The following is a 24,392-nucleotide window of genomic DNA, read 5'->3' as shown; positions in this document are numbered from 1 at the left end:
GCGGAGTCTAGCCGCGCGGACCGGCGGTCACAATCGTTACGCCAGGGCCGCGTCGCAGCGCTTGCAGGTGCCGGGATGGGCGTGGTGTCCCACATCGGGCAGGATCTTCCAGCAGCGCTGGCACTTGTCGCCCTCGGCTTTCTCGAAGACCACGCCGACGCCTTCGATCTCGGGCAGGCGGAAGGCCTCGGCGGGCAGCGGATCGCCGGTCAGCACGATGTCGGAGGTGATGCAGATATCCTCGAAATCGACCGATTTCAGCGCCGCCAGCATCTCGGCGTCGCGCACATGCACCACCGGGGCCGCCTCGAGCGAGGCGCCAATCACCTTGTCGCTGCGCTGAATCTCCAGCGCCGCCGTCACCGCGCGGCGGGCGCGGCGCACCTGCGCCCATTTCGCGGCCAGCGGCTCGTTCAGCCAGTCGGCGGGGGTGTCGGGGATGTCGGTCAGGTGGACCGAGCTGCCCTCGCCCGGGAAGCGTTCCAGCCAGACCTCCTCCATGGTGAAAACCAGAATCGGCGCCAGCCAGGTGGTCAGCCGGTTGAATAGCAGGTCGAGCACCGTGCGCGCGGCGCGGCGGCGCGGGGTGTCGCCGTCGCAATATAGCGCGTCCTTGCGGATGTCGAAGTAGAACGCCGACAGCTCGACCGTGGCAAAGTTGAAGAGCTGTTGGAATACGCCCTGGAAGTCGAAGGCGGCATAGCCCTTGCGCACCTGGTGATCCAGTTCGGCCAGCCGGTGCAGCACCCAGCGCTCGAGCTCGGGCATCTCTGCCACGTCCACGCGGTCATCCTCGGTGAAATGCGCCAGTGCCCCCAGCATGAAGCGCATGGTGTTGCGCAGGCGGCGGTAGCTGTCGGCGGTGCCCTTCAGGATCTCGGGGCCGATACGCTGATCGGCGGTGTAGTCGGTCTGCGCCACCCACAGCCGCAGGATATCCGCGCCGTATTGCTTGACCACGTCCTCGGGCGCGATGGTGTTGCCGATGGACTTGGACATCTTGTTGCCCTTCTCGTCCAGCGTGAAGCCATGCGTGACCACGTTGCGATAGGGCGCGCGGCCGATGGTGCCGCAGGCCTGCAGCATGGACGAATGGAACCAGCCGCGGTGCTGGTCGGTGCCCTCCATGTAGACATCGGCGATGCCGTCTTCGGTGCCGTCCTCGCGGTCGCGCAGCACGAAGGCGTGGGTCGAGCCTGAATCGAACCACACATCGAGGATGTCAAAGACCTGATCCCATTCCGCCGGGTCGTAGTCGTTCCCCAGAAAGCGCTCCTTGGCGCCGGGTTTGTACCAGGCGTCGGCGCCTTCGGCCTCGAACGCCTCGTTGATGCGGGCATTGACCTTTTCGTCGCGCAAGAGGAAGCCCTCGTCGGTGGGCAGCGCGCCTTTCTTCGTGAAGCAGGTCAGCGGCACGCCCCAGGCGCGCTGGCGCGACAGCACCCAGTCGGGCCGCGCCTCGATCATCGAGAAAAGCCGGTTGCGGCCCGATTGCGGGGTCCATTTGACCAGCTGGTCGATCGAGGTCAGCGCGCGCTGGCGGATCGTCTTGCCGTAGGTGTCCTGCCCGTCGCCGACCTCGCGGTCGATGGCGGCGAACCATTGCGGCGTGTTGCGGAAGATCACCGGCGCCTTGGAGCGCCAGGAATGCGGGTAGCTGTGGGTCATGCGCCCGCGCGCCAGAAGCCCGCCGACCTCGACCAGCTTGTCGATGACGGCGGCGTTGGCCTTGCCTTCCTTGCCCTTGCGGTCAAAGACCTGCAGCCCGGCGAAGAACGGCACATGCGGCAGGAATTCGCTTTCCTCGCCGACGTTGTGGGTCATGCGGTCGGTCCAGCCGCGCTTGACGAAGGATTCGTAGTCGTCCGCGCCGTGGCTGGGCGCGGTGTGCACAAAGCCGGTGCCGGCATCGTCGGTGACGTAATCGGCGTCGATCATCGGCACGTCGTAATCCCAGAAGCCTTTGGCCCGGTCAACGCCCGCGAAAGGATGATCCATTCTTCCAATATTCGCGGGGTTTACGCCGCGGATTCTCTTGAATTGAACAACCCGAGCCTTTTCAAAAGTTTCGGCGGCCAATTTATCCGCTATGACATAGTGATCGCCGACTTTTGCCCAGCATTCTTCCGGAGTCTCTTCTATCCGATACAAGCCGTATTCGACTGTCGGATTATAGGCCACTGCCTTGTTCGACGGGATGGTCCAAGGGGTCGTGGTCCAGATTACCACTTTTGCCTCGCAATCCAGAAGATACGTGCCATCCTCGATCTCGTTGCCTTTTACAGTTCGAACTTTGAAAGGCACCCAGATCGTGTGGCTCTTGTGGTCGTGATACTCGATCTCGGCCTCGGCGAGGGCGGTCTTTTCCACCGGCGACCACATCACGGGCTTGGAGCCCTGATAAAGCACGCCGGTCATCAGGAACTTCTGGAATTCCTCGGCGATGATCCGCTCGGCGCGGTAGTCCATCGTCAGGTAGGGGCGGTCCCAGCAGCCGGTCACGCCCAGCCGCTTGAATTCCTCGCGCTGCACGTCGATCCAGCCGTCGGCGAACTTGCGGCATTCCTGGCGGAAGTCGACGATGTCGACCTCGTCCTTGTTCTGGCCTTTCGCGCGGTACTGCTCTTCGATCTTCCACTCGATGGGCAGGCCGTGGCAATCCCAGCCGGGGATGTAGCGCGCGTCATAGCCCATCATCTGGTGGCTGCGCACGATCATGTCCTTGATCGTCTTGTTGAGCGCGTGGCCGATGTGCAGATGCCCGTTGGCATAGGGCGGGCCGTCGTGCAGCGTAAAGGGCTGGCGGCCGTCGGCGGTATCGCGCAGGCGGTCGTAGATCCCGATGCTGTCCCAGCGGGCCAGCCATTCGGGTTCGCGTTTGGGCAATCCCGCGCGCATCGGGAAATCGGTCTTGGGCAGGTTCAGCGTGTCTTTGTAGTCGGGCGTGTCGGCGCACATGGTCGGTGCATCCTTTTCAGGGCAACGGAAATCTTAGGGTGTGGGTACGGCGTGGCGATGCATACGCCTTGTCCCGGCGGCTCGTCTGATCAGAGCGCCGGGCATGTAATTCGAATGAGGATCGCGAAAACATGCGTCATGGCGGCCTTATAGGACCGCCGTTCCGCCCCGTCCAGAGGGGCTGACGCCGGGCCGGTCAGGCGTGAAACAGCGTTCCGACGAAATAGGCCAGCCCGGCGGCGATGCCGCCGATGAACAGCGTCTCGAGCCCCGAGCGCCACCACGGGCTGAGCGACCAGCGGCTCTTATAGGTGCCGATGGCAAAGAAGCTGGCCATGGTCATCCAGGTCGAGACGGTGAAGGCCTGTGGCAAGCCAAAGAGAAACGGCAGCAGAGGGATCATCCCGGCCACGAGGAACGCGCCGAAGGTGGCCAGCGCGGCCCGCGTGGGATGCGGATCGACCGAGGCTAGACCGTATTCGCCCTCGATCATCATGGCGATCCAGGCCTCGCGGTTCTGGGCGATCTGGTCGACCGCGTCTTCCAACGGCTGGCCCGACAGGCCCTTGGCCTTGAGGATTTCGCGCAATTCGCGGCGTTCGCCGTCGGGGTGGCGGGCGATATGGGCCTCTTCGATCCGGCGCAGGCGGCGGATGTCGTCGAGTTCGGCCTTGGTGCCGGAATAATTGCCGGCGGCCATGGAAAAGCCGTCGGCCATCACGTTGGCCAGCCCCAAAGCGACGATGATGATGGGCGACAGCCCCGCGCCGGCCACCCCGGCGACGATGGCGAAGGTGGTGACCGACCCGTCGATGGCGCCATAGACGATGTCGCGCAGATAACCGCGCCCGGGCGGGTTGCCGATGCGCCGGGCGATTTCTTCGTGGCTGTGGCCGTGTTCCGGCGTCAGGTGATCCATGGGCTGCTCCCTGCCACCGGACTAGGGCAGTGCGCGGGCGCGCGCGTTGCGCTGGATCAAGTGCGCGGGCGCAGGGATTATTCGTTGCCCCAGAGCCCGGTCAGCGACGTGCGGACGATCGCGCGGACCGAGGGGCGCGGCTGGCGGGCGAAGGGCAGAGGGCGGCAGACCTCCATCGCGGCGACGCCGACGCGGGCGGTCAGTGCGCCGTTCACCAGCCCCTCGCCAAAGCGCCGCGACAGCTTGCCCAAGATGCCGCCGCCCAGGATCGGTTCGAGCATGTCGTCGCCCACCGCAACGGCCCCGGTGGCCACCAGATGCGACATGACCGCCCGCGCCAGCCGCCAGCTGCCCAGCGTGCCCGAGCGCCCGCCGTAGATCTCGGCGATGCGGCGGATCATGCGCAGGTTCGCGGTCAGCGCCGCCGCCACGTCCGCCAGCGCCAGCGGCACCATCGCGGTGACCGTGGCCACCTCACGCGCCGCCGCCTCGACCTCGCGCCGGGCGGCGATGTCGAGCGGGGCCAGCACCTCGGCCTCGGCCAGATCGAGCAGCGCGCCCGGATCGAAGACCTCGCCCCGGCGCTCGGCCAGCCGGTCGCGGCCCCAGCGGGTGTCGTCGCGCCCGCGGTAGAGCGCCGCCAGCCGGTCGACCACGTCGCGCGCGGCACTCATGTCGTCTGCGGTGCGGGCGGCGTCGGCGGCGTGGTGCAGCGCGTCGAGCCTGCGCAGCCGCGAGAACACCGACATTTCCTTGACCGCGATCATCAGCAGCACGGCCACAAAGGCGATCATCAGGGCGGAAATGGCATAGCCCAGCAGCGGCATGTCCGCGATCAGCCCGGTGGCGAAGTTCCAGGCCGAGAGCGACACGATCGCCCCGACCAGCGCCAGCAGCAGCGACCAGAACCACCGCGCGAGCCGTGAGCCGCGCCGCGCGGTCAGTGCGGCGACCGTGGCCATGGCCTGGCCGCGCGGCGCAGGCGTGTCGGGGTCGGGAACCGGGGGGGCCTCGGCCGGGGTCTGCGCGGGGGCGTCGTCGTCCAGCTCGAAGAGCACGGGGCCTTTGGGGCCTTTGGGATCGCTCATGCCGTGGCCTTTTTCTGCCATTGATACTGAATGTCGGGCAGGCCTTCCTCGTTGCCCGACCCGTCGCCGCGCGCCACTTCGGCAAAGCCTTCGCGAAGATAGAACCGTTGCGCGCCGGTATTGGCCACGAAGGTCCAGAGCCGGAGCGTATCGGACTGCGCCTTGGCGGCCTCCATCAGCGCCCGGCCGACGCCGTCGCCGCGCGCCTGCGGGTGAATGAAGACCGCATGGATGAAATCGCCCTCGCGGGCCAGAAAGCCGAGGATCCGGGGCGTGTCGGCGTCTTGGGCGACGGTGACCCAGCCGCGGTCGATCATGGTGGCGACATGGGCGATGTCCTCGGCGGCGCTGTGCAGGCGCGGCTTCCAGGGGGCGGCGGCGACCGCATCGGTCAGGATCGCCCCCAGCTTGCCGGCATCGGTGGACCGGGCGGGGCGCAGCACAAAGCTCATAGCCGGTCCCCGATCAGGAATTGCGCGGCGCGGTCGAGGCGGATGTGGGGCGGGCCCTCGCCGGGTTTGAGGTGCAGCTTTGCGGGGGCGAAGGACATGACCTCGTAATCCTGGTCCAGCCATTTCTCCGCGCCTTCGCGCGCCGGACCCAGCAGGAGGTTGGGGTCGTCGGGCAGCGCGCCGGGGTAGAACGCCGCCTGTTTGCCGCTGTCCAGCAGCGTGCCGCGCACGCAATCGAGCGTGTCGCCGCCGTGGGGCAGGCTTTGTTCCACCGTGGCGCGCAGGGCGGCGATGGACATGGCCTGGGTTTCGGCCCCGGCAAAGCGCGCGCGGTCGCGCGCCTCGCGGGTCAGCGCCTCCATGATCGCGGTCAGGCGGCCGTGCTGGCGGTGATGCAGGTGGTCGGCCTTGGTGGCGGCGAAGAGGATCTTCTCGACCCGCTTGCCCAGCAGCAGCTGGCTGAGAAAGGCGTTCCGCCCGGGGCGGAAGGCCTGCAGGGTTTCTGCCATGGTGCGGCGCAGATCCTCGACCGCGGCAGGGCCGGCGTGGATTGCGCCCAGGGCGTCGACCAGCACGACCTGCCGGTCGATGCGGGCGAAGTGGTCGCGGAAGAAGGGTTTGACGACCTCGCGCTTGTAGGCCTCGAAGCGGCGGTCGAACTCGCGCCAGAGCGATCTGCGCGGCGCATCGGCAAGCGGCGGCAAGGGCGCGAAGGTGACGACAGGGCTGCCTGCCAGATCGCCGGGCAGCAGGAAACGCCCGGGCGTGCAATCCGACAGCCCCGCCTGGCGTGCGGCGGTGAGCGCCTGGGTGAAGGTCTCGGCCAGCCTTTTGGCGCGCACCTCGTCCAGCTCTTGCGAGCTGTCCTCGGCGCGGACGGCGCTTAGGAAGGCGTCGGCGCCGGGGCGGCGGGCCATGCGGCCCAGTGTGTCGGCGGACCATTCGGCGAAGGATTTGTCCAGCAGGCCGAGGTCGAGCAGCCATTCGCCGGGATAATCGACGATATCGAGGTGAATGGTGCGCGGCCCCTGCAGGCCAGAGAGCAGCCCTGAGGGCCGCACCCGCAGCGACAGGCGCAGCTCGCTGACTGCGCGGGTGCTGTCGGGCCAGTGCGGGTCGCGCGCGGTCAGCGCGCCCAGGTGGGTTTCATAGTCGAAGCGCGGGATCGTGTCGTCGGGCTGCGGTTGCAGATAGGCGGCGAGGATGCGCGCCTCGGACGCGGCCAGAAGCTGCGGCATGCGCCCCCGGTCCAGCAGGTTGGCCACCAGCGAGGTGATGAACACCGTCTTGCCGGACCGCGCGAGCCCCGTGACCCCAAGCCGGATCACCGGTTCGAAGAGCGCGCCCGACACCGTGTCGTTGAGCGTTTCGACCCCGTGCGTCAGCGTGTCGGCAATGGTTCCGATGACCACGCGGCTGCCCCCTCTTGCATCGTCGGGTTGAAAGATAGGCATCGCCGCGCGCCCCCGCCACCCCTTGATTGCCGGCCCCCCCTTTGAAGGCCGGGATTGTCCGGCGCGGGGCTTCGATGTAAGGGGCGCGCATGCCCAGATTTGCGCTGAAAGTGGAATACGACGGAGCCCCGTTCGCCGGATGGCAGCGGCAGGCCGATCAGCCGTCGGTGCAGGGCGCAATCGAGGACGCGCTGGCCCGGCTGGAGCCGGGCCCGCACACCCTCGCCGCCGCCGGGCGCACCGATGCGGGCGTGCATGCGCGCGGGCAGGTTTGCCACTGCGATCTGGTTAAAGAGTGGTCGCCGTTCCGCCTGTCGGAGGCGCTGAATTACCATCTGAAACCGCTGCCGGTGGCGATTGTCGATGCCGCGAGGGTGGGTGACGACTGGCATGCGCGGTTTTCGGCGGTCGAGCGGCGGTATCTTTTCCGGCTCCTGATGCGGCGCGCGCCGGCGACGCTGGAGGCCGGGCAGGTCTGGCAGGTGCCAAGGGTGCTGGATGTGGACGCGATGCGCGAAGGGTCTCGGCATCTGGTCGGGCACCACGATTTCACCACTTTCCGGTCGGTGATGTGCCAGGCGCAATCGCCGGTCAAGACGCTGGACGAGATCCGGATCGATGCGGTCGAGGGTCCGGCGGGCCCCGAGGTGCAGTTCCGCCTGCGCGCAAGGTCGTTTCTGCACAACCAGGTGCGCAGCATCGTCGGCACGCTGGAGCGGGTCGGCGCGGGCAGCTGGTCGCCGGAGGACGTGCGTTTGGCGCTCGAGGCGAGGGACCGCGCGGCCTGCGGGCCGGTCTGTCCGCCGTATGGGCTTTATCTGGCAGGGGTGGGCTATCCGGAGGATCCGTTTTCCACGGACGCTTGAGGCGCGGTCAGTCGTTGTCCGTCAGCCCGGCCCCGGCGCCCTTTAGGCGCGATTCCTCGGTTGCGGGCACGTAAGTTCGCGCGGCCAGATCGTTCAGACGGTCGATCAGAGCCTGCGGCGCATCGACCCTGGGGGGCAGCTTGCAGGGTGTGCGGGCCTCGGGGTCCAGCGTGATGTGCAGTTTGGAGGGCTCGCCGGCGATCTCCTCGATGTCGATGCCGCGCAGCCCGAGGGGCAGGGCGCGGGCGTAGACCGGTGCCAGTTGGCCGTCATCGCCATGCAGCGACAGGGTGACCTCGTTTCCCAGCGCCTCGCGGGCGCGCAGGATGTCGTCCATCAAAAGCGGCAGGCGCAGGATCGGGCTGTCGCCGGGGGTGGCGAGCCCCGCCAGCAGCACCTCGGGCGCGCCGCCTTCGGCCAGGTGCAGAGCGGCGGCGCGGCCAAAGGCCTCGGCCTGGGACGGAGGGAAGCCCGCGCCGCGCGCGGCCTTTTGGGCGAGGGTCTGAATTTCGGTGACGGAATAGCTCATGCGTCAAATATAGGCAGCCACCAGTCGTCTGCACTGGGGAGAGACAATTCGTCCGGCAACGGCGCGCCCTGGGCCAGGGTGATCCGGGTCCAGCGGTCGGATTTAGGGTCGAATTTCGCCGCCCCGAAGAACGCAAGCTTGCAGCGCAGCATGTCGACGGGCAGGCAACCGGCGCCGATCAGGTTGTCGCGGATCTCGGCATAGGGGTGGGTGTCGGCGGCCAGCACGCGGCGCAGGGCCAGGTCGTGGTCGGGATGGCTGCGCCGGAACTCGGGTAACGGCTGGCTTTGCGCGGGCAGATCGCGGTGGAGCGCCTGCACGCGGCGGGCGATGTCGAGCGGGCTTTCCCTGTCGGCCCCGGGTTCGGCGTAGCGGTCGCCGAGCCGCGGTTCCAGCTTTTCCTCGGACACGTACCAGAACTGCCGCGTTTGGCCGGGGTCGTCGAAATCGAGCGCCAGCGCCCAGTCGTAATGCCGTTCGATCAGCGCGCGGAGCGTCCCGGTATCCGCCACCGGCGTGGGGCAGAGACCGAAAGGATCGTCCATGCAGTCGGCCAGCCCGTCGATCAGTTCGCCGAAGGGTTCCAGCAGCAGGGCGACCGTCAGTTCCTGCGCGTCCTCGCTTAGGGTTTCCGATACTCGCATCAGCGCGTCCAGCGGGCGCTGGCCGTGCAGACCGTCCCCGGAGATATGCGCCAGCATCGTGACCCAGTCCTTGCGCAGCGCCTCGATCCGGGCCTGATGCGCGGGGTCGGGGACGTTCCATTCGGTCAGGTGCTGCGCGGCCCGCGCCGCAAGCTGGCGAAGGCGCGATTTGGTGGAGTCGTCCAGCGTCTCAAGCGCACGGACCCGGGCCAAAGCGGTTTCGCGCGCCGCCATCCAGTTGCTGAGCAGAACCGGATGCGACACCAGGAACGGCGCCATTCCGAGACCCGTGGAATTGCCGATCCCCAGGTGCCGCTTCAGCCCCCGGTCCAACGCCGCGCCGCCCAGATGTTCGACCAGATCGTGGGTGAAGCTGCGGATCATCCAGACCGTCAGCATTTCGGCGGCAAACGGCCCCGACAGGCCCGGGCGGTCGGCGATCAGCGCACGGTCGGCGATGCCGAACTTGCCGTTGCCGTAGACGGCGGTGGTGCGCATCAGATAGCCCACATCGCGGATCAGCCCGGCGTCGGGTTGTTGGCCCGCGCGCAGACGCTCGACCACATGGTTGAAAAGCCGCACGGATTTGTTGGCGCGGCTCAGCACCAGATCGCGCTCGGTAAAGCGCCCGGCCTCTTGCCGGGGCGCGTTGGCGGCGATGCGCGCGACCTCGTTGGCGTCGGGCACCCCGTCGTAAAGCACATAGCTGCTGTCCCAGGCGGTGGCGATCACCCGGTCGGTGCGCATGTGGTCGGGCAGATGGGTCGAGACCGCCACGAGGCTGTAGTCGTGCCCGCCGAGCCGGATGGTATAGACGGCGTGGCCGTACCCCGTGGCGTCGATGTTCCAGACCGGACGGGTGAGGCTTGCGCCCTCGTCGTGCAGCCGACGCGTCAGCACACGCAGAAACGACAGCCGCGTGGGGAACATCGCCCCCATGCGCGACAGGCGCATCACCTGTGCGGGCGGTCGCGGCGCGACCTGCGGCGGGGTATCGGCAAGGTCCTTCACGAGCCCGAGAGTGCCACCGGATGTGCGCTCTGGGAAGAGCGGAATGCGCGGGCGGCCTTTTGCCCTATGGGCGCGTCACGCGGGGCCAAAGCCGTTTTCGTAGAAGCGCAGCCAGTTGCCGCCCAGGATCCCGTCGACCTCGCCCGCGTTCATGCCGATCTCGCGCAGCCCGTCGCGCAGGTTGTCCCAGTCGCGGTTGTCCCGGAACCAATCCGGCATCGGCGGAAAGCCCGGCGCGCTGGCCGATCCCTCGCCATAGTCGATCTCTTTGGTCCAGCGTCCCACCCGCATCCATTCGACCACGCTGTCGGGCTGATCCTGACAGAGATCGCTGCCGATCCCGAGGTTCTCGGCCCCATAGCGCGAGGCCGCCTCGGCGATCATTTCGCAGAAATCGGTCAGCCGGCAGTTGGTGCCGCCGGCCAGGTGATGCGGGTAAAGCGAAAAGCCCAGCATCCCGCCCGCATTGGTCAGCGCGCGCAGCACCGCGTCTGATTTGTTGCGTTTTGCGGGATGCCACCAGTCGGGGTTGGCATGGGTGATGGCGATGGGCCGGGTGGAATGGTCGATCGCCTCGAGCGTCGAGCGTTCGGCGGAATGGCTCATGTCCACCACCAGCCCCACGCGGTTCATTTCGGCCACCACGGCGCGGCCCATGCGGGTCAGACCGGTGTCCTCGTCCTCATAACAGCCCGTCGCCAGCAGCGACTGGTTGTTGTAGGTCAGCTGCATGAAGCGCACGCCCAGCTGGTGCACGATCTCGACCAGCCCGATGTCGTCCTCGATGGGCGAGGGGTTCTGAAAGCCGAAGAACACCGCCGTGCGCCCGCTCTCCTGCGCCTGCCGCACATGCTCGGCTTCGGTCCCGCGCAGGATCAGATCGGGATATCGCTCGAACCAGCTGTTCCAGCGTTCCAGGTTCGACACCATCTCGCGAAAGCTTTCGTGATAGGCGATGGTGACGTGGATCGCGTCGACCCCGCCGGCGCGCAGCTGGCGAAAGATCTTGCCCGAGAAATTACAGTACTGAAGGTTGTCGATCAAAGGCGCGGCCATGAGGCCGACGCTAGCGGCGGGCGCACCGGGCGTCCACGCAAATCTTGCCCGGGCTTTTGGCCTTGCGTTTGTCCGCGACTTGGCTAGAACCGCCGTCATGACACAGAACCCGCGCATCCGACGAGCCTGACCTCGCCCCGCCCGCCCCGGCGGGATGCCCGTTCTTTGTGTCTTTCACCCTCCTGACAACTTGACTTGGCGCTGTGCCCTTGGCACCTATCGCGCTTCGCTATGAGGAAACCGCCATGATCCCCTCCGTTCTGCCGACCTATAACCGGGCAAAGCTGAACTTCGTCAAAGGCGAAGGCAGCTGGCTGATCGAGGCGGACGGCCGACGTTTTCTGGACCTCGGCAGCGGCATCGCGGTGAATGCGCTGGGCCATGCCCATCCCGCGCTGGTTCAGGCGCTGACAGATCAGGCGCAGAAGCTCTGGCATGTGTCGAACCTCTACGAGATCCCGCAGCAGCAGGCGCTGGCCGACAAGCTCGTTGCGGCCACCTTCGCCGACACGGTGTTCTTCACCAACTCGGGCACCGAAAGCTGCGAACTCGCGGTCAAGATGGCGCGCAAGTACTGGTACGACAAAGGCCAGCCCGACCGGACCGACATCATCGCCTTCTCCGGCTCGTTCCACGGTCGTTCCTCTGCCGGGATCGCCGCCGCCGGGTCGGAAAAGATGACCAAGGGCTTCGGCCCGCTGCTGCCCGGTTTCGTGCATCTCGACTGGGGCGATCACGACGCGTTGCACGCCGCCATCACCGACACCACCGCCGCGATCCTGATCGAACCGGTCCAGGGCGAAGGCGGCATCCGCCCGCTGCCCGATCAGTGCCTCAAGGGTCTGCGCGCGCTCTGCGACGAAAAGGGCATCCTGCTGATCCTCGACGAGGTGCAATGCGGCATGGGCCGGACGGGGCGGCTCTTCGCGCATGAATGGGCCGGGATCACGCCCGACATCATGATGGTCGCCAAAGGCATCGGGGGCGGCTTCCCGCTGGGCGCCGTGCTGGCCACCGAGGACGCAGCCAGCGGCATGACCGCGGGCACCCACGGCTCGACCTACGGCGGCAACCCGCTGGGCTGCGCTGTGGGCTGCGCGGTGATGGACCATGTGTCCGACCCCGCCTTCCTCGAAAACGTCAACCGCATCGCCGGCCACTTGCGCCAAAAGCTCGAAGGCCTGGTCGCCGCCCACCCGGACGTTTTCGAGGGCGTGCGCGGATCGGGGCTGATGATCGGCCTGAAATGCAAGGTCGCGCCCGCCGACGTGGTCCAGGCCGGCTACGCCGCCCAGGTCATCACCGTGCCCGCCGCCGACAACGTGGTGCGCCTCCTGCCGCCGCTCAACCTCACCGAAGACGAGGTCGCCGAGGCGCTGACCCGACTCGACGCCGCCGCCTCACTGGCCGCCAAGCCCGCCTGATCTTCATCTGGTCATAAATATCCCGGGGGTCCGGGGGCTGGCCCCCGGCCCGGCGCAAGACAAAAGAACCCGACTAATGAACCATTTTCTCGACATCCACAAAACCGACAAGGCCGCATTGCGCGGCATCATCGACACTGCCCGCCGCGTCAAGGAAGCCCGCCTGGGCCGCCCCAAGGCGATGCCCGACGACGATCTGCCTCTCAAGGACCGCATGGTCGCGCTGATCTTCGAGAAACCCTCGACCCGCACGCGCGTCAGCTTCGATCTGGGCGTGCGGCAGATGGGCGGCCAGACCATGGTGCTCTCGGGCAGCGACATGCAGCTGGGCCATGGCGAAACAATCGCCGACACCGCACGCGTGCTGTCGCGCTATGTCGACATGATCATGATCCGAACATTCGACGAAGCCGTGCTCGAGGAAATGGCCGAATTCGCCAGCGTGCCGGTGATCAACGGCCTCACCGACCGCTCCCATCCCTGCCAGATCATGGCCGACGTCATGACTTTCGAGGAACACCGCGGCCCCATCGCCGGCAAGAAGGTGGTCTGGTGCGGCGATGGCAACAATGTCTGTTCGTCCTTCCTGCACGCCGCCGGGCAATTCGGCTTCGATTTCACCTTCACCGGGCCGGTGCAGCTCGATCCGGAAATGGAATTCGTCGGTCTGGCGCGCAACCAGGGCGCCCGCGTCACCATCGAGCGCGACCCGCTCAAGGCCGTCGAAGGCGCCGATCTGGTGGTCGCCGACACCTGGGTCAGCATGCATGACGCGCAATCCGCGCGCGAGCGGCGGCACAACATGCTGCGGCCCTACCAGGTCGACAAGCGCCTGATGGAGCACGCCAAGCCCGATGCGCTCTTCATGCATTGCCTGCCCGCCCACCGCGAGGAAGAGGTCACCTCCGAGGTCATGGACGGCCCCAATTCGGTGATCTGGGACGAGGCCGAGAACCGGCTTCACGCGCAAAAGGCCATCATGCGCTGGTGCGTCGGCGGCTGACCGGCGCGGGCGGTCTTGCCGCCCCGCCCGCGTCCGCTATCGTGTCCGCTCTGGCGAACGGGAAAGGACGGGACATGAAACAGCCGCAAATCGGGGTTTACGGGCTCGGGACGATGGGCTCGGCGCTGGCGCTCAACATGGCCGAAAAGGGTGTTTCGGTGGCGGTCGCCAACCGCTCGCCCGACAAGGTCCCGGCCTTTCTGGACGAGGCGGGCGATCTGGCCGCGCGGATCTCCGGGCAGGACAGCCTCGAGGCGCTGATCGGCGCGCTGCCGCCGCCGCGCCTGCTGCTGGTGATGATCCCCTCGACCGCGCCGATGGACGCCTTTCTGGACGAGGTGATCCCGCAGCTTGCGCCGGGCGACACGGTGATCGACGCGGGCAACGCCGATTTCCACGACACCCGCCGCCGCGCCGCGCGGCTGGCCGAGCACGATCTGTATTTCGTCGGGCTGGGCGTGTCGGGCGGCGAGGACGGCGCGCGGCACGGGCCGTCGATGATGATGGGTGGATCGCCCGAAAGCTGGGACCGTCTGCACCCCATTCTCGAAGCGATTGCAGCACGTTATGACGGCACGCCTTGCGTCGCGCGTCTGGGGCCGGACGGCGCGGGGCATTTCGTCAAGACCGTGCACAACGGCATCGAATATGCCGACATGCAGATGCTGGCCGAGGTCTACGACCTGATGCGCTTTGGCGCGGGCCGCACGCCGGTGCAGATCGCCGATGCCATGGCGCGGTGGAACGAGGGCCCGCTGCGGTCCTACCTGACCGAGATCACCGCGCGCGTGCTGCGCTATGACGACGAAGCCACCGGCCAGCCGATGGTTGACATGATCGCCGATTCCGCCGGGCAGAAGGGCACCGGCCGATGGACGGTGATCGAGGCGGTGCGCCTCGGTCAATCCGCCACGATGATCGAGGGCGCGGTCGCCGCGCGGGCCTGGTCGGCGGAAAAGCCGCTGCGGCAAAGGGCCGAAGCGGCCTTTGGCGGCGCGCGCAGGGAGATCGGGATCGACGAGGAACGGCTGGAACGCGCGATGCTGGCCGCGCGGGTGCTGGAATACGCCCAGGGCTTTCGCATCCTGGCGCAGGCGTCGGAGGATTTTGCCTGGGGGCTCGACCCCGCGCGGATCGCCGAGATCTGGCGCGCGGGCTGCATCATCCGCGCCGACATGCTCGACGACATCGCCGCCGCCTTCCGCGACGGCCCGCCCGAGGGCCAGCTGCTGCTGTCGCCCCGCTTTGCGAACGCGCTGGAACAGGGCATCCCCGAACTGCGCGCCCTCGTCGGGCAGGCCGTGGCGGCGGGCTTCGCGCTGCCGGTCCTGAGCGCGGCGCTGACCTGGTTCGACACCATGCGGCAGGGGCGCGGCACGGCCTCGGTCATCCAGGCGCAGCGGGATTTCTTAGGGCGGCATGGGTTCGAACGGGTCGACCGCGACGGCGGCGGGTATCACGGACCCTGGTGGGAGTGATCCGCGAGCCTAGGACGGCCCGCTTGAGCGGCGCTTGGTGCGCAGGGTCGGGTCGGCCTCGGTCGGGTCCTCGGGCCAGGGGTGCTTGGGATAGCGCGCGCGCATGTCCTTGCGCACATCCGCGTAAGTTCCGGCCCAAAAGCCGGGCAAGTCCATCGTGGTCTGCACCGGGCGCTGCGCGGGGCTGAGCAGGGTCACCCGCAGCGGTGTCTTGCCCACCGTGGGATGGGTGGTCTGGCCGAAAAGCTCTTGCAGGCGCAGGGAAATTTCCGGGTGCTCTCCGGAATAGTCAATCGGGATGCGGCGGCCCAGCGGGGTGGTGAACTGCCCCGGCACGGCCTCGTCCAGCGCTTGCATCTGCCCCCAGTCGAGCCGTGCCTTGAGCGCGGGAAGCAGGTCGAACCGCTTCCAGTCCTCGGCGCTGCGCAGGCCTTGGATATAGGGCAGCAGCCAGTCGTCGAGGCTGTCCATCAGCGCCTCCGGCGACATGTTCGGCAGATCGAGCCCCGCCTCGCGCCCCAACGCCACGCGCGCCACGAAGCGTTTCGCGGCGTCGGACAGCGTCAGCCCAAGGTCACGCACACCGTCCAGCATGGCGGCAGCGACGGCCTCGGGCGGGGCGTCTTTCCACAGCCGGTCATCGAGCGCGATGGCGCCGAATTTCTCCTGGCTGCGGGCAATGACGCGGCGGTCGCGGCGCGACCAGTGGCAGCTGTTCTCCCAGATCAGCTGATCGGTGAAGAGCGCGCGCAGCTGCGCCTCGGTGATAGCGACGGCCTGGCGGATGCGCGCCTCGCGCGGGTTGCCGTCGGTGTCGGTCACGACGATGAGCCGCGTGGCGGCCAGCGGATCGTCCTCGGCCAGCACCGCGCCCTTGCCGCCCGAGAGCTGGTAGCGCGGCGCATCGCCCTTGCGGCGCAGGCCGATCCGGTCGGGATAGGCGAGGGCGGCCATTTCCGCCGGGGCCAGCGGGGTCTTGGCTGCCTTGGCGGTGCGGGCCAGCCGCTTTGCCTCGGCCCGGATGCGTTCGAGCGCGCCGCGATTGAGGCCATAGGGCCGGGTGTCGGCAAAGCGGCGCGGGTCTGCCAGCGCCTCGAGCCGCAGCGACAGGTCGCTGGGCGCGCCGGTCAGGGGGTCGCGGTCGCTCAGCAGCGCGGCAAGCGGTGCGGCCTCGCGCCCCGCCAACGCCATCATATGCGCCAGCCGGGGATGCAGCGGCAGGCGCGCCAGCACGCGGCCGTGGTCGGTGATCAGGCCGGACCCGTCGAGCGCGCCCAGCATCTGCAAGAGCGCCTGCGCCTCGGCATAGGTGCCCGCGTTGGGCGGCGTCAGCAGCGGCAGATCGCCGGTCTGCGCGCCCCATTGCGCGATTTCCAGCGCAAAGCTCGCCAGATCGGCGGTCTCGATCTCGGCGGGGGCGAAGGGCGGCAGCGCGCCTTCTTCGCCCTTTGTCCAGAGCCGGTAGGCCACGCCGGGCGCGACCCGGCCCGCGCGGCCCGCGCGCTGGGTGGCCTCGGCGCGGCTGACCCGTTCTGTGACCAGCCGCGACATGCCCGAGCCGGGGTCGAACCGCGCCCGCCGTGCGCGGCCGCCGTCGACGACGATGCGGATATCCTCGATGGTCAGCGAGGTTTCGGCGATGGCGGTGGCCAGCACGATCTTGCGGCCTTTACCTTCGGGCCGGATCGCCGCGCGTTGCGCGGCGAAATCCATCGCGCCAAAGAGCGGGCGGATGTGGTGATCGGCGGGCAGGCGGTGCTTGAGCAGGCTTTCGACCCGTCGGATCTCGCCCTCGCCGGGCAGGAAGGCGAGGATGCCGCCCGCCTCGGTCCGGGCGGCGTCGGCGATGAGATCGGCCATCGCCTCTTCAAAGCGGCGGTTTTTCGGCAGCGGGCGGTCGAGCCAGCGGGTGTCGACCGGAAAGCTGCGCCCTTCGGAGGTCAGGATCGGGGCCTGCATCAGCGCGGCCACCGGATCGGCGTCGAGCGTGGCGGACATGGCGATCAGGATCAGATCGTCGCGCAGCGCCCCCGCCACCTCGAGGCAAAGCGCCAGCCCCAGATCGGCGTTGAGCGAGCGTTCGTGGAATTCGTCGAAGATCACCGCGCCGATGCCCGTAAGCTCGGGGTCGGACTGGATCATGCGGGTCAGGATGCCCTCGGTCACTACCTCGATGCGGGTCGTCTTGCCGACCTTGGCCTCGCCCCGGATGCGGTAACCGACGGTCTGGCCCGGGGTCTCGCCCAGCGTTTCGGCCATGCGGGCGGCGGCGGCGCGGGCGGCGAGCCTGCGGGGTTCCAGCATGACGATCCGGCCCGCCGTCAGCCCGGCGTCCAGCAGCGCCAGCGGTACGCGTGTGGTCTTGCCCGCGCCGGGCGGCGCCTGCAGCACCGCGCGGCCGCTGTCGCGCAGCGCGGCGATGAGGTCTGGCAGGGCGTCGTCGATGGGCAAGCGGTCCATGGCGCGCTTTATGATCGAAGCCCGCGCCGGGGTCCATGGGGCGGGGCACCGTCACGGTGGGGTCAAAGCCCGTTAACCGGGCGTTGATACTTCCATCGCCCGAACGGGGCCCGGCTGGCCCCCTATCCGTGGAAAGGGACAGTGATGAACAAGGCGATAACCGATGGTGTGGTGTTTATGCCCACGGCCTTTGCGGCAGGGCTGGGCGTCTGGTCGAGCGGCGACGGCACGCCGGGGTCGGACACCTATGCCAGTATCGCCGGCGCGGCCTTTGTCCCGGCGGACCAGGATTTCGCCGGCTGCCTCGAGCTGCAGAAGACCGATGGCACCCAGCGCGTGCGCTACATGGGTCAGACGCCGCTGGAGCCGGGCTGCTATCTGCGCATCAGCGCGCGGGTCAAGGCGGTGTCGGGCAACCTGCCGGCGGTGCGGGTGTCGGGCTGGGCGGGCAGCGCCAGCGACACCGAGGTCACGGGCCTGACCAACGTGGGCCCGGCGGTGTCGATCACGTCTTACGGCGAGGTGGTCGAGGTCAGCGCCATCGTCGGCTCGGGCAATCGTGGCGGGGTCGACATGGTCTGGGGCGTGCAGCCGGTCTATGGCCATTTCGGGATCGAGTTCACCGGCCCCAACGGCGGCCTGCTTCGGGTCGACGACATCGTGATCGAGGACGTGACCGAGGTCTTCCTGCGCAAGATGCTCAACGCAGTCGATGTGCGTGACTTCGGCGCGGTGGGCGACGGCAGCACCGACGACAGCGCCGCGTTCGAGGCCGCCGACGCGGCCGCCGACGGCCGCCGCGTCCTGGTGTCGGCGGGCAGCTATTACCTGGGCCAGTCGGTGACCATCGACAACCGGATCGAGTTCGAGGGCAGCCTGCAGGTCGCCGACGCGGCGATCCTGTCGCTGACCAAGGATTTCAGCCTGCCCACCTATATCGACGCCTTCGGCGGCGACGAGGAGATGGCGCTGCGCAAGGCGATCCAGTCGCTGCTGAACAACGCCGATCACGAGAGCCTCGATCTGGGCGGGCGGCGAGTGTCGCTGAACGGGCCGCTCGACGTGCATGCGGCGGTCGCCAACAGCGACACCTATGCGCAGCGCCGGGTGATCCGCAACGGTCAGCTGCGCGCCGAGGGCACCTCTGTCTGGGATCCCGTCACCGTCACCAGTCAGGCCACCTATTCGGCCGGCAACCAGTGGGTTCTGACCAATGTCAGCAACATCGCCAACATCCCCGTCGGCAGCCTGATCGAGGCCTCGGGCGTGGGCCGCGAGATCTATGTCAAATCGGTCAATGTCAGCCAGCAGGAGATCACCCTGTCGCAACCGCTGTCGGCGGTCGAGGGCATCCAGAGCTACACCTTCACCCGCTTCAAGTATTTGCTGGATTTCAGCGGCTTCGAAAAGCTCGACAAGTTCGAGATCGACGATGTCGAGTTCCAGTGCTCGAACGTGGCAAGCGGCGTGATGCTGGCGCCGCTGGGGTCGGTCAACGTGATCCGCAACTCGGTCTTCAACCGGCCCGGGCACCGGGGCATCACCTCGATCGGCAACGGCTGTCAGGGGTTTCTGTGCGACCACAACCAGTTCATCACCTCCGAAGCGGGTCTGCTGACGCAGAACCGCCAGTCGGTGGCGATCAACACCAACGGCAACGACGTCAAGATCCGCAACTGCCGCGCCTCGCAGTTCCGCCATTTCGCGGTGGTCAGCGGCGCGCATTCGGTGATCACCGGCAACCATTTCTTTCAGGGCGACGACGCCACGGACGGCATCCGCAGCGCCGGGATCGTGATCTGCCTCAAGGCCTGCAACACCTCGATCTCGGGCAATTACATCGACAATTGCCATATCGAATGGACCAACGAGCGCGAGCCCGAACCGGCCCATACCGGGGGCTTCGGCTTTGCCGGGCTGTCTATCACCGGCAACGTGTGCCTCTGCTCGAACGTGGCGCCGTGGTTTTCATTCATCGTGGTCAAGCCTTACGGCGTGGACAATTTCGTCAACGGGCTGAACGTGTCGGGCAACACCTTCCGCTGCGTCGGCGGCTCGATCAACCGGGTCGAGAGGGTCGACAGCAGCTTTGCCGAGCTGAACCTGGGGTCGATGAAGTCGGTGGTCTTCGACGGCAACACCTTCAACAACATCAACAGCGGCGCCCGCAACCCGCTGGTGGTGTCGCATTCGCAGAACACCCATGCCCAGGTCTGGGAGGTCGACACCGAGAACCGGCTGCCCTTCACCGGCTATGCCAAGAAGGTCGACGCGGTGGCGATCACCTCGCGGCTGCGCAACGAATCCAACGTCACCGAATACGAGATGCCCTATTCCGCCACGCGGATCGGGCCGGGCGAGGACAAGGTCAACCTGACCTTCTCGAGGCCGGTTCTGGGGGATGTCAACGTGACGGTCCGGATGGACTGAGCCTTTCGCCCGTCGCGATCAAAGCCGCCCGGTCTCCGGGCGGCTTTTTCATACCCGCAGGTCCTCGGGCGTCAGGACGAAGGCCTTGCCGAAGCCGCCGTTGAGATGCGCCGAAGCCACCTCGAGCCGCATCAGCGCGAAATCCGCGAAACCGATATAGAGCTTGGCCTTGGGCTGGTGCGTCAGGTAATGCGCGGCTAGCGCCGCGTGCTCTGGTTCGCCGTGACGGACAAAGCGCGCGCGGCCCTGCAGGCTGAGGCGCGGGTGGGTCAGCGGGTCGCCCTTGCCCTTCGGTTCGCCCACCATCAGGCTGCAGAGTGGATCGGCCTTCAGCGCCTTGGTGTGGTGGCTGAGATCGGACACCAGCGCCAGCGGCAGCCCGTCTGGCCCCGGCACCACGCCGATGCGGCTGACCATGGGGCCGCCTGTTTCGGGATCGCGCACCCCCAGCGCGCCGAACCGCGCCCCGGCGATCAGATCGCGGGCCAGCTGGCGGGCCTCGTCGGTGGTGGGGCGGATGGGCGAGGGCATGGGTCTCCTTCCGGGCGGGGGTCAGAACTCGGTCCAGACGCCCAGCAGAATGCCGAAACTGTCGTCACCCACAAGCCCCAGCGCGCCGCCCGCCTCGAACATCACCCGGTCGCGCAGCGGAAAGACCATCGACGGGGCCAGCCGCACGAAGGCCTCTGCGTCATGCGGCGCGCCGGTCTGAACCTGCAGGATCAGCTTGCGGTCGCTGGCCAGATTGCGGCCCCAGGTCAGGTCGATCTTGAAGTCGGTCTCGTACGTGCCCAGCCGAACCTCGGCAAAGCTGTCGGCGGTCAGCCAGCCCCGCGCCAGCCCCAGCCCCAGCGACAGCCCGGGCCGCATCACCGCATGCCCGTCGATCTGCCCCAGCCCGAACGCGCCGGCGACCTTCAGCCCGCTGTCGCGGTCGCGCAGCGGCCATTGCACGAAGCCCACGGTCTTGGCCGCGCCCGACACCGCGCGCCCCAGGTCCAGCCCGGCGGTCAGCCGTCCGGTCAGCCCGTATTCCAGATAAAGCGTGTAATACTGCCCCGAGGGGGTCAATTCGCCGTAGCGGCGGAATTCCTGCGGCCACGAAAGCCGCGCGGTGGCGCTGGCGAATCCCTGACCCTCGGGGCGCTGCCAGGCGCCGGCCCCGGCGCTCGTCGCGGCGCAGATCAGCGCCAGAAGGCCAAAGATGAATCGCGTCATGTCCCGGCACCTGCCCTGAAAACACGCTCGTTCATCTCGGTTAACATGGCCTTAAGACCCGTCTTCGCACCTGCGGCAATTCGGATGCTGCGCTTGCATCGCGACGCGGTAATATCGGGGCGATTCGTAGGATCAGCCATGAGCGGAACCATCATCACCATCGCCCAGCAGAAGGGCGGGTCGGGCAAGACCACGCTGGCGGCCAACCTGGCCGTGGGCTTTCTGGCGCGCGGGCAGAGCGTGGCGCTGGTCGACATCGACCCGCAGGGCTCGCTCGGGCGCTGGTTCATGACCCGGATCGAGCGCGACCCGGCGCTCTGCACCGATCTGGAATTCGCCACCTCCTCGGCCTGGGGCATCACCTATGAATGCCGCAAGCTGGCGGGCAGCCACGATATCGTCATCGTCGACACCCCGCCCAAGGCCGACAGCGACCTGCGCCCGGCGTTGCGCGCCGCCGATCTGGTGGTGGTGCCCGTGTCCATGAGCCACGTAGACCTCTGGGCCACCGAGGGCGTCATCGACCTCGCCCGGCGCGAGGACAAGGAGGCGCTGGTGGTGCTCAACCGCGCCCGCGCCAACACGCGCCTTTCGGCCGATGTCGACAAGGCGGCCCAGGACCTGATGGCGCGCGTCGCCACGGCGCGGCTTTCCAACCGCGTCGCCTTTGCCGAGACGCTGGGGCAGGGCGGCAGCCCGGCCGATCGCGGCAAGAGCCCTGCGCGCGACGAGATCACCGCGCTGACGGCAGAGGTGGCGGAGCTTCTGGCAAACCGCTAAACGCGTCTCAAAGGAGACGCCGATGACCGACCCCGCAGCCCTGGCCCAAGTGATCCGCGACGACAGCGCGCTGCGCGGGCAGCCGATCTCGAAGCTGGGATATTTCTGCGCGCCGTTCCGGCCCAAGGCAGGCCCGCTGTCGGACCGGGTGATCAAGGTCTACCGGACGATGCCCGATCCGGCGGCGCTCGACCGGCTGGCGCGGGCGCATGACGATTACGTCGCCGCGCTGACCCAGGCCGGCGTGCCCTTGCCCGAGACCGAGTTCCACCTTGTCGAGCTCGACGGCGCGCGCATCCCCGTGATCGTGCAGGAGGCGCTGGCCGACGACAGCATGATGCGCCCGCAGATGCAGGCGGGCACGCTGGACCGGACGCTTCAGATGATGGAGGCCGCGGGCGACGTCATCGCCACCTTCTGGAACAACGCCGACCAATTCGACACCCGCATCGGCTTTCATCCCTCGATCCGCAATTTCGCAATTCTCGGCGACCGCGCGGTCTTTTTCGACACCTTCCCGCCGCTCATCCACTACAGCCGGGACGAGATGGGGCGGATGCTGCTGCAATTCTCCGACAAGCGGCTGATGCGCCTCGTCGGGCCGTTCCTGCAGCGCAAGGTCACCGGCATTCAGGACGAATGGTATTCGGCCCCGGAAACGCTGGTGGGGCTGGTCGGGTCGGCCTGCCGCCTGCGCCCGCCCGATGCCGAGGCTTATCTGCGCTGGGGCCGCGACTTTGTCGTCCGGCGGATGCCCCGCTGGCAGGACGAGGCGCTGGCGGGCCTGCGCGAGGCCCCGCGCCTGCCGGGCTACTGGACCGGCTTTCGCAAGATCCTGGGGCTGCAGGGCGAGCCGAACGTCTGAGGTTTTGGCGACCTGACCGCGATGTGCTAGACTTCTCCCCATTGAAATAGCCTTTGCCACAATGGAGATTTGCATGACCGATCGCGCCACCCCGATTTCCGCCCGCCTGAAAAAGGCGATGGGTCTTTTCGTATCCGTGCCCGCCGCGGCGCTGCCTGCCGCTGCCATCGTCGGGATGCGGGCCGCCAACGGGCTTGCCCCCGATGACGGGTCGGTTCGGGTGAAGGAACGCACCGTCGGCATCCGCGCCGAGCATCCGACCACCGGCGTTACCATCGTCGACGGAAAGATCGAAACCGGCGTTCGCGTGGGCATCACCGTCAAGACCCCGCTGCGCGACAATAAATCGGTGCGCACCATCGAGATCGACCAGACGACCGGCAACGCCACGCCGACCAAGTAACCCCGGATGCGCAACGTCCTGCGCGCCGGTCCTCCGGCGCGGCGCGTGATCCTGCCGGACGACGCCTTGCCCGATGCAGTCTGCGTGCCGCATTGGGTCTTCGACATCCGCGACAGTCTCGAGACGCTGGCCGCCGCGCTGTCGCGCGAAACCGGGGTAATCCTGATCGGGCCGGATGCGGCGCTGGCCGAGCGGTTCATCGGGTCCTGTGAGCTGCCCGATCACTTCGGCCATGTCACCGGCATGTTCGACACGCCGTGGCTGCGCGACCACGCGCCGATCCCGCTGGTCGAGGATGGCGCGCTGCGTTTTGTCCTGCCGCGCCAGAGGGCAGACGAGCGGCCCCACGACAGCGCGCTTTTCGCCACGATCCTCGCGGCCGCGCCCGCACGGTCGGCGATGCATATCGCGGCGGGAAACCTGGTGCCGGGGCCGGACGGGCTGGCGGTGTCCACGGCGGATCTGCTGGTGCAGAACGGCTTTGTCCATGTGGATCAGGCCGCGCCCACCGCGCGTCAACTGGGCATCCACGACTGGCTGTTCCTCGACGCCTTTCCCGACGACCCCAGCGGCCACACCGATTCGATGCTGCGCTTTCTGGGGCCTGACCTGTGCGCCATCGCCTGGCGCACCGACACGCCCGCAGCGCGGCGGATCTGCCGCGAGATGGCGCAGAGCCTTTGCGCACTCAGGCCCGCCATGACGATCCTGAAACTGCCCGTTGCCGCAACCCGCGGGGATTTTTGCAGCCCGCTCAACTGGATACAGGTGGGGCGCGTGCTGTTTCTGCCGGATTTCGGCGCGTGCGCGCTGGAACCGGTCACCGCGCCGCTGGCGGCGGCAGGCTTCGACTGCCGGCCCGTGCCCTGTCCGACCCGGGGGCTGGGCGGCGCGCTGCATTGCCTGACGGCCTCTGTCGTGACCCAGGGGGGCGCCGCATCCCGGTGAAAGGAAAGACAAAAAGGTATGGCATAACACCGTTGGGCCAACCGGGCCGACTCTGTCACACTGGACGTTCAGGGAGACAGCCATGACCACGACAATCCGCTACCCCAGCACGGTCCAGACCGTGATCACGACGTTCGAGACCAGCCCCGGCGATTGTCAGGATCTGCTCGACGCCCTGACCGAGGCCTATGACCAGTTCATCTCGAAACAGCCCGGCTTTATCGCCGCCGGGCTGCATGTGAACGACGCGCAGACGCGCATCGCCAATTACTCGCAATGGCAGCGCCGCGACGATTTTCAGGCGATGCTGCGCAGCGACGAGATGCGCGAACGCAACCGCCAGCTCAGCGCGCTCTGCCGCAGTTTCGAACCGGTGCTCTACGACGTGGCGGCCACCTTCGGCTGA

21 protein-coding genes are annotated in these 24,392 nt (G+C 67.8%); 10 read left to right on the top strand and 11 right to left on the bottom strand.

Annotated elements, in window-relative coordinates; translation table 11 throughout:
- Positions 1–36: 36 nt before the first annotated feature.
- From ileS to RXV88_RS11080, 5 genes are all read right to left on the bottom strand, one after another.
- Positions 37–2,958 (bottom strand): isoleucine--tRNA ligase, encoded by a 2,922-nt coding sequence (gene ileS, locus RXV88_RS11100; protein ID WP_316292829.1) that lies wholly within the window; start codon positions 2,956–2,958, stop codon positions 37–39.
- Between the two features lie 196 nt (positions 2,959–3,154).
- Positions 3,155–3,877: a VIT1/CCC1 transporter family protein gene (locus RXV88_RS11095; RefSeq protein WP_316292827.1), complete on the bottom strand. Its 723-nt coding sequence runs from the start codon at positions 3,875–3,877 to the stop codon at positions 3,155–3,157.
- 77 nt (positions 3,878–3,954) lie between these two features.
- A complete protein-coding gene (locus RXV88_RS11090; protein ID WP_316292825.1) occupies positions 3,955–4,965 on the bottom strand; it encodes a TIGR01620 family protein in 1,011 nt (336 codons plus the stop codon).
- Complete coding sequence (locus RXV88_RS11085; RefSeq protein WP_316292823.1) at positions 4,962–5,417, bottom strand: GNAT family N-acetyltransferase; 456 nt, start codon at positions 5,415–5,417, stop codon at positions 4,962–4,964. Before RXV88_RS11085 ends, RXV88_RS11090 begins: the two co-directional genes overlap by 4 nt.
- On the bottom strand, positions 5,414–6,829 hold the full coding sequence (locus RXV88_RS11080; protein ID WP_316292821.1) for a YcjX family protein: 1,416 nt from the start codon (positions 6,827–6,829) through the stop codon (positions 5,414–5,416). Before RXV88_RS11080 ends, RXV88_RS11085 begins: the two co-directional genes overlap by 4 nt.
- 131 nt (positions 6,830–6,960) lie before the next feature.
- On the opposite strand from RXV88_RS11080, the gene truA reads away from it, so the two are divergent.
- Entirely contained in the window at positions 6,961–7,737 is a 777-nt protein-coding gene (gene truA, locus RXV88_RS11075; RefSeq protein ID WP_316292819.1) for a tRNA pseudouridine(38-40) synthase TruA, read from the top strand.
- 7 nt (positions 7,738–7,744) lie between these two features.
- Here the strand turns inward: truA and RXV88_RS11070 are convergent, their stop codons facing one another.
- From RXV88_RS11070 to RXV88_RS11060, 3 genes are all read right to left on the bottom strand, one after another.
- Positions 7,745–8,266, bottom strand: a complete 522-nt coding sequence (locus tag RXV88_RS11070) for a hypothetical protein (RefSeq protein ID WP_316292817.1) — start codon at positions 8,264–8,266, stop codon at positions 7,745–7,747.
- Positions 8,263–9,864, bottom strand: coding sequence for a hypothetical protein (locus RXV88_RS11065; protein WP_316292942.1), 1,602 nt, complete (start codon positions 9,862–9,864; stop codon positions 8,263–8,265). The genes RXV88_RS11070 and RXV88_RS11065 overlap by 4 nt, the downstream gene beginning before the upstream one ends.
- 132 nt (positions 9,865–9,996) lie before the next feature.
- The gene (locus tag RXV88_RS11060; RefSeq protein ID WP_316292816.1) at positions 9,997–10,977 is read right to left on the bottom strand and encodes a membrane dipeptidase; all 981 of its coding nucleotides are present in this window, start codon (positions 10,975–10,977) and stop codon (positions 9,997–9,999) included.
- A 245-nt stretch (positions 10,978–11,222) separates the two neighbouring features.
- Here RXV88_RS11060 and RXV88_RS11055 point away from each other — a divergent pair, with 245 nt between their 5' ends.
- From RXV88_RS11055 to gndA, 3 genes are all read left to right on the top strand, one after another.
- Complete coding sequence (locus tag RXV88_RS11055; RefSeq protein ID WP_316292814.1) at positions 11,223–12,401, top strand: aspartate aminotransferase family protein; 1,179 nt, start codon at positions 11,223–11,225, stop codon at positions 12,399–12,401.
- 76 nt (positions 12,402–12,477) lie between these two features.
- Positions 12,478–13,404 (top strand): ornithine carbamoyltransferase, encoded by a 927-nt coding sequence (gene argF / locus RXV88_RS11050; protein ID WP_316292812.1) that lies wholly within the window; start codon positions 12,478–12,480, stop codon positions 13,402–13,404.
- A 74-nt stretch (positions 13,405–13,478) separates the two neighbouring features.
- Positions 13,479–14,882 (top strand): NADP-dependent phosphogluconate dehydrogenase, encoded by a 1,404-nt coding sequence (gene gndA / locus RXV88_RS11045; protein ID WP_316292810.1) that lies wholly within the window; start codon positions 13,479–13,481, stop codon positions 14,880–14,882.
- A 9-nt stretch (positions 14,883–14,891) separates the two neighbouring features.
- On the opposite strand, the gene hrpB is transcribed toward gndA, so the two are convergent.
- The gene (gene hrpB / locus RXV88_RS11040) at positions 14,892–17,342 is read right to left on the bottom strand and encodes an ATP-dependent helicase HrpB (RefSeq protein ID WP_316292808.1); all 2,451 of its coding nucleotides are present in this window, start codon (positions 17,340–17,342) and stop codon (positions 14,892–14,894) included.
- 144 nt (positions 17,343–17,486) lie between these two features.
- Here hrpB and RXV88_RS11035 point away from each other — a divergent pair, with 144 nt between their 5' ends.
- Positions 17,487–19,772: a glycosyl hydrolase family 28-related protein gene (locus RXV88_RS11035; protein WP_316292806.1), complete on the top strand. Its 2,286-nt coding sequence runs from the start codon at positions 17,487–17,489 to the stop codon at positions 19,770–19,772.
- 48 nt (positions 19,773–19,820) lie between these two features.
- Here RXV88_RS11035 and RXV88_RS11030 read toward each other — a convergent pair whose 3' ends face one another.
- Together RXV88_RS11030 and RXV88_RS11025 are read right to left on the bottom strand one after the other, a co-directional pair.
- The gene (locus RXV88_RS11030; protein WP_316292803.1) at positions 19,821–20,303 is read right to left on the bottom strand and encodes a HugZ family protein; all 483 of its coding nucleotides are present in this window, start codon (positions 20,301–20,303) and stop codon (positions 19,821–19,823) included.
- Between the two features lie 21 nt (positions 20,304–20,324).
- Positions 20,325–20,990, bottom strand: a complete 666-nt coding sequence (locus RXV88_RS11025) for a hypothetical protein (RefSeq protein ID WP_316292801.1) — start codon at positions 20,988–20,990, stop codon at positions 20,325–20,327.
- A gap of 138 nt (positions 20,991–21,128) precedes the next feature.
- Between RXV88_RS11025 and parA the strand changes: the two genes are divergently transcribed.
- From parA to RXV88_RS11000, 5 genes are all read left to right on the top strand, one after another.
- Positions 21,129–21,770, top strand: a complete 642-nt coding sequence (gene parA / locus RXV88_RS11020) for a ParA family partition ATPase (protein WP_316292798.1) — start codon at positions 21,129–21,131, stop codon at positions 21,768–21,770.
- Positions 21,771–21,792: 22 nt separating this feature from the next.
- Positions 21,793–22,635, top strand: a complete 843-nt coding sequence (locus tag RXV88_RS11015; protein ID WP_316292795.1) for a DUF6206 family protein — start codon at positions 21,793–21,795, stop codon at positions 22,633–22,635.
- 73 nt (positions 22,636–22,708) lie between these two features.
- Positions 22,709–23,038 carry a hypothetical protein gene (locus RXV88_RS11010; RefSeq protein WP_316292793.1) on the top strand — a complete coding sequence of 110 codons (330 nt, stop codon included), beginning with the start codon at positions 22,709–22,711 and terminating at the stop codon, positions 23,036–23,038.
- A 6-nt stretch (positions 23,039–23,044) separates the two neighbouring features.
- On the top strand, positions 23,045–23,986 hold the full coding sequence (locus RXV88_RS11005) for an agmatine deiminase family protein (protein WP_316292792.1): 942 nt from the start codon (positions 23,045–23,047) through the stop codon (positions 23,984–23,986).
- 82 nt (positions 23,987–24,068) lie between these two features.
- Entirely contained in the window at positions 24,069–24,392 is a 324-nt protein-coding gene (locus RXV88_RS11000) for an antibiotic biosynthesis monooxygenase family protein (RefSeq protein ID WP_316292790.1), read from the top strand.

It is taken from the genome of Aestuariicoccus sp. MJ-SS9 (genome assembly GCF_032586235.1).
Lineage (GTDB): Bacteria > Pseudomonadota > Alphaproteobacteria > Rhodobacterales > Rhodobacteraceae > Aestuariicoccus.
The sequence above is the reverse complement of the archived record's forward strand: the minus strand, read 5'-3'. Positions and strand labels throughout refer to the sequence as shown.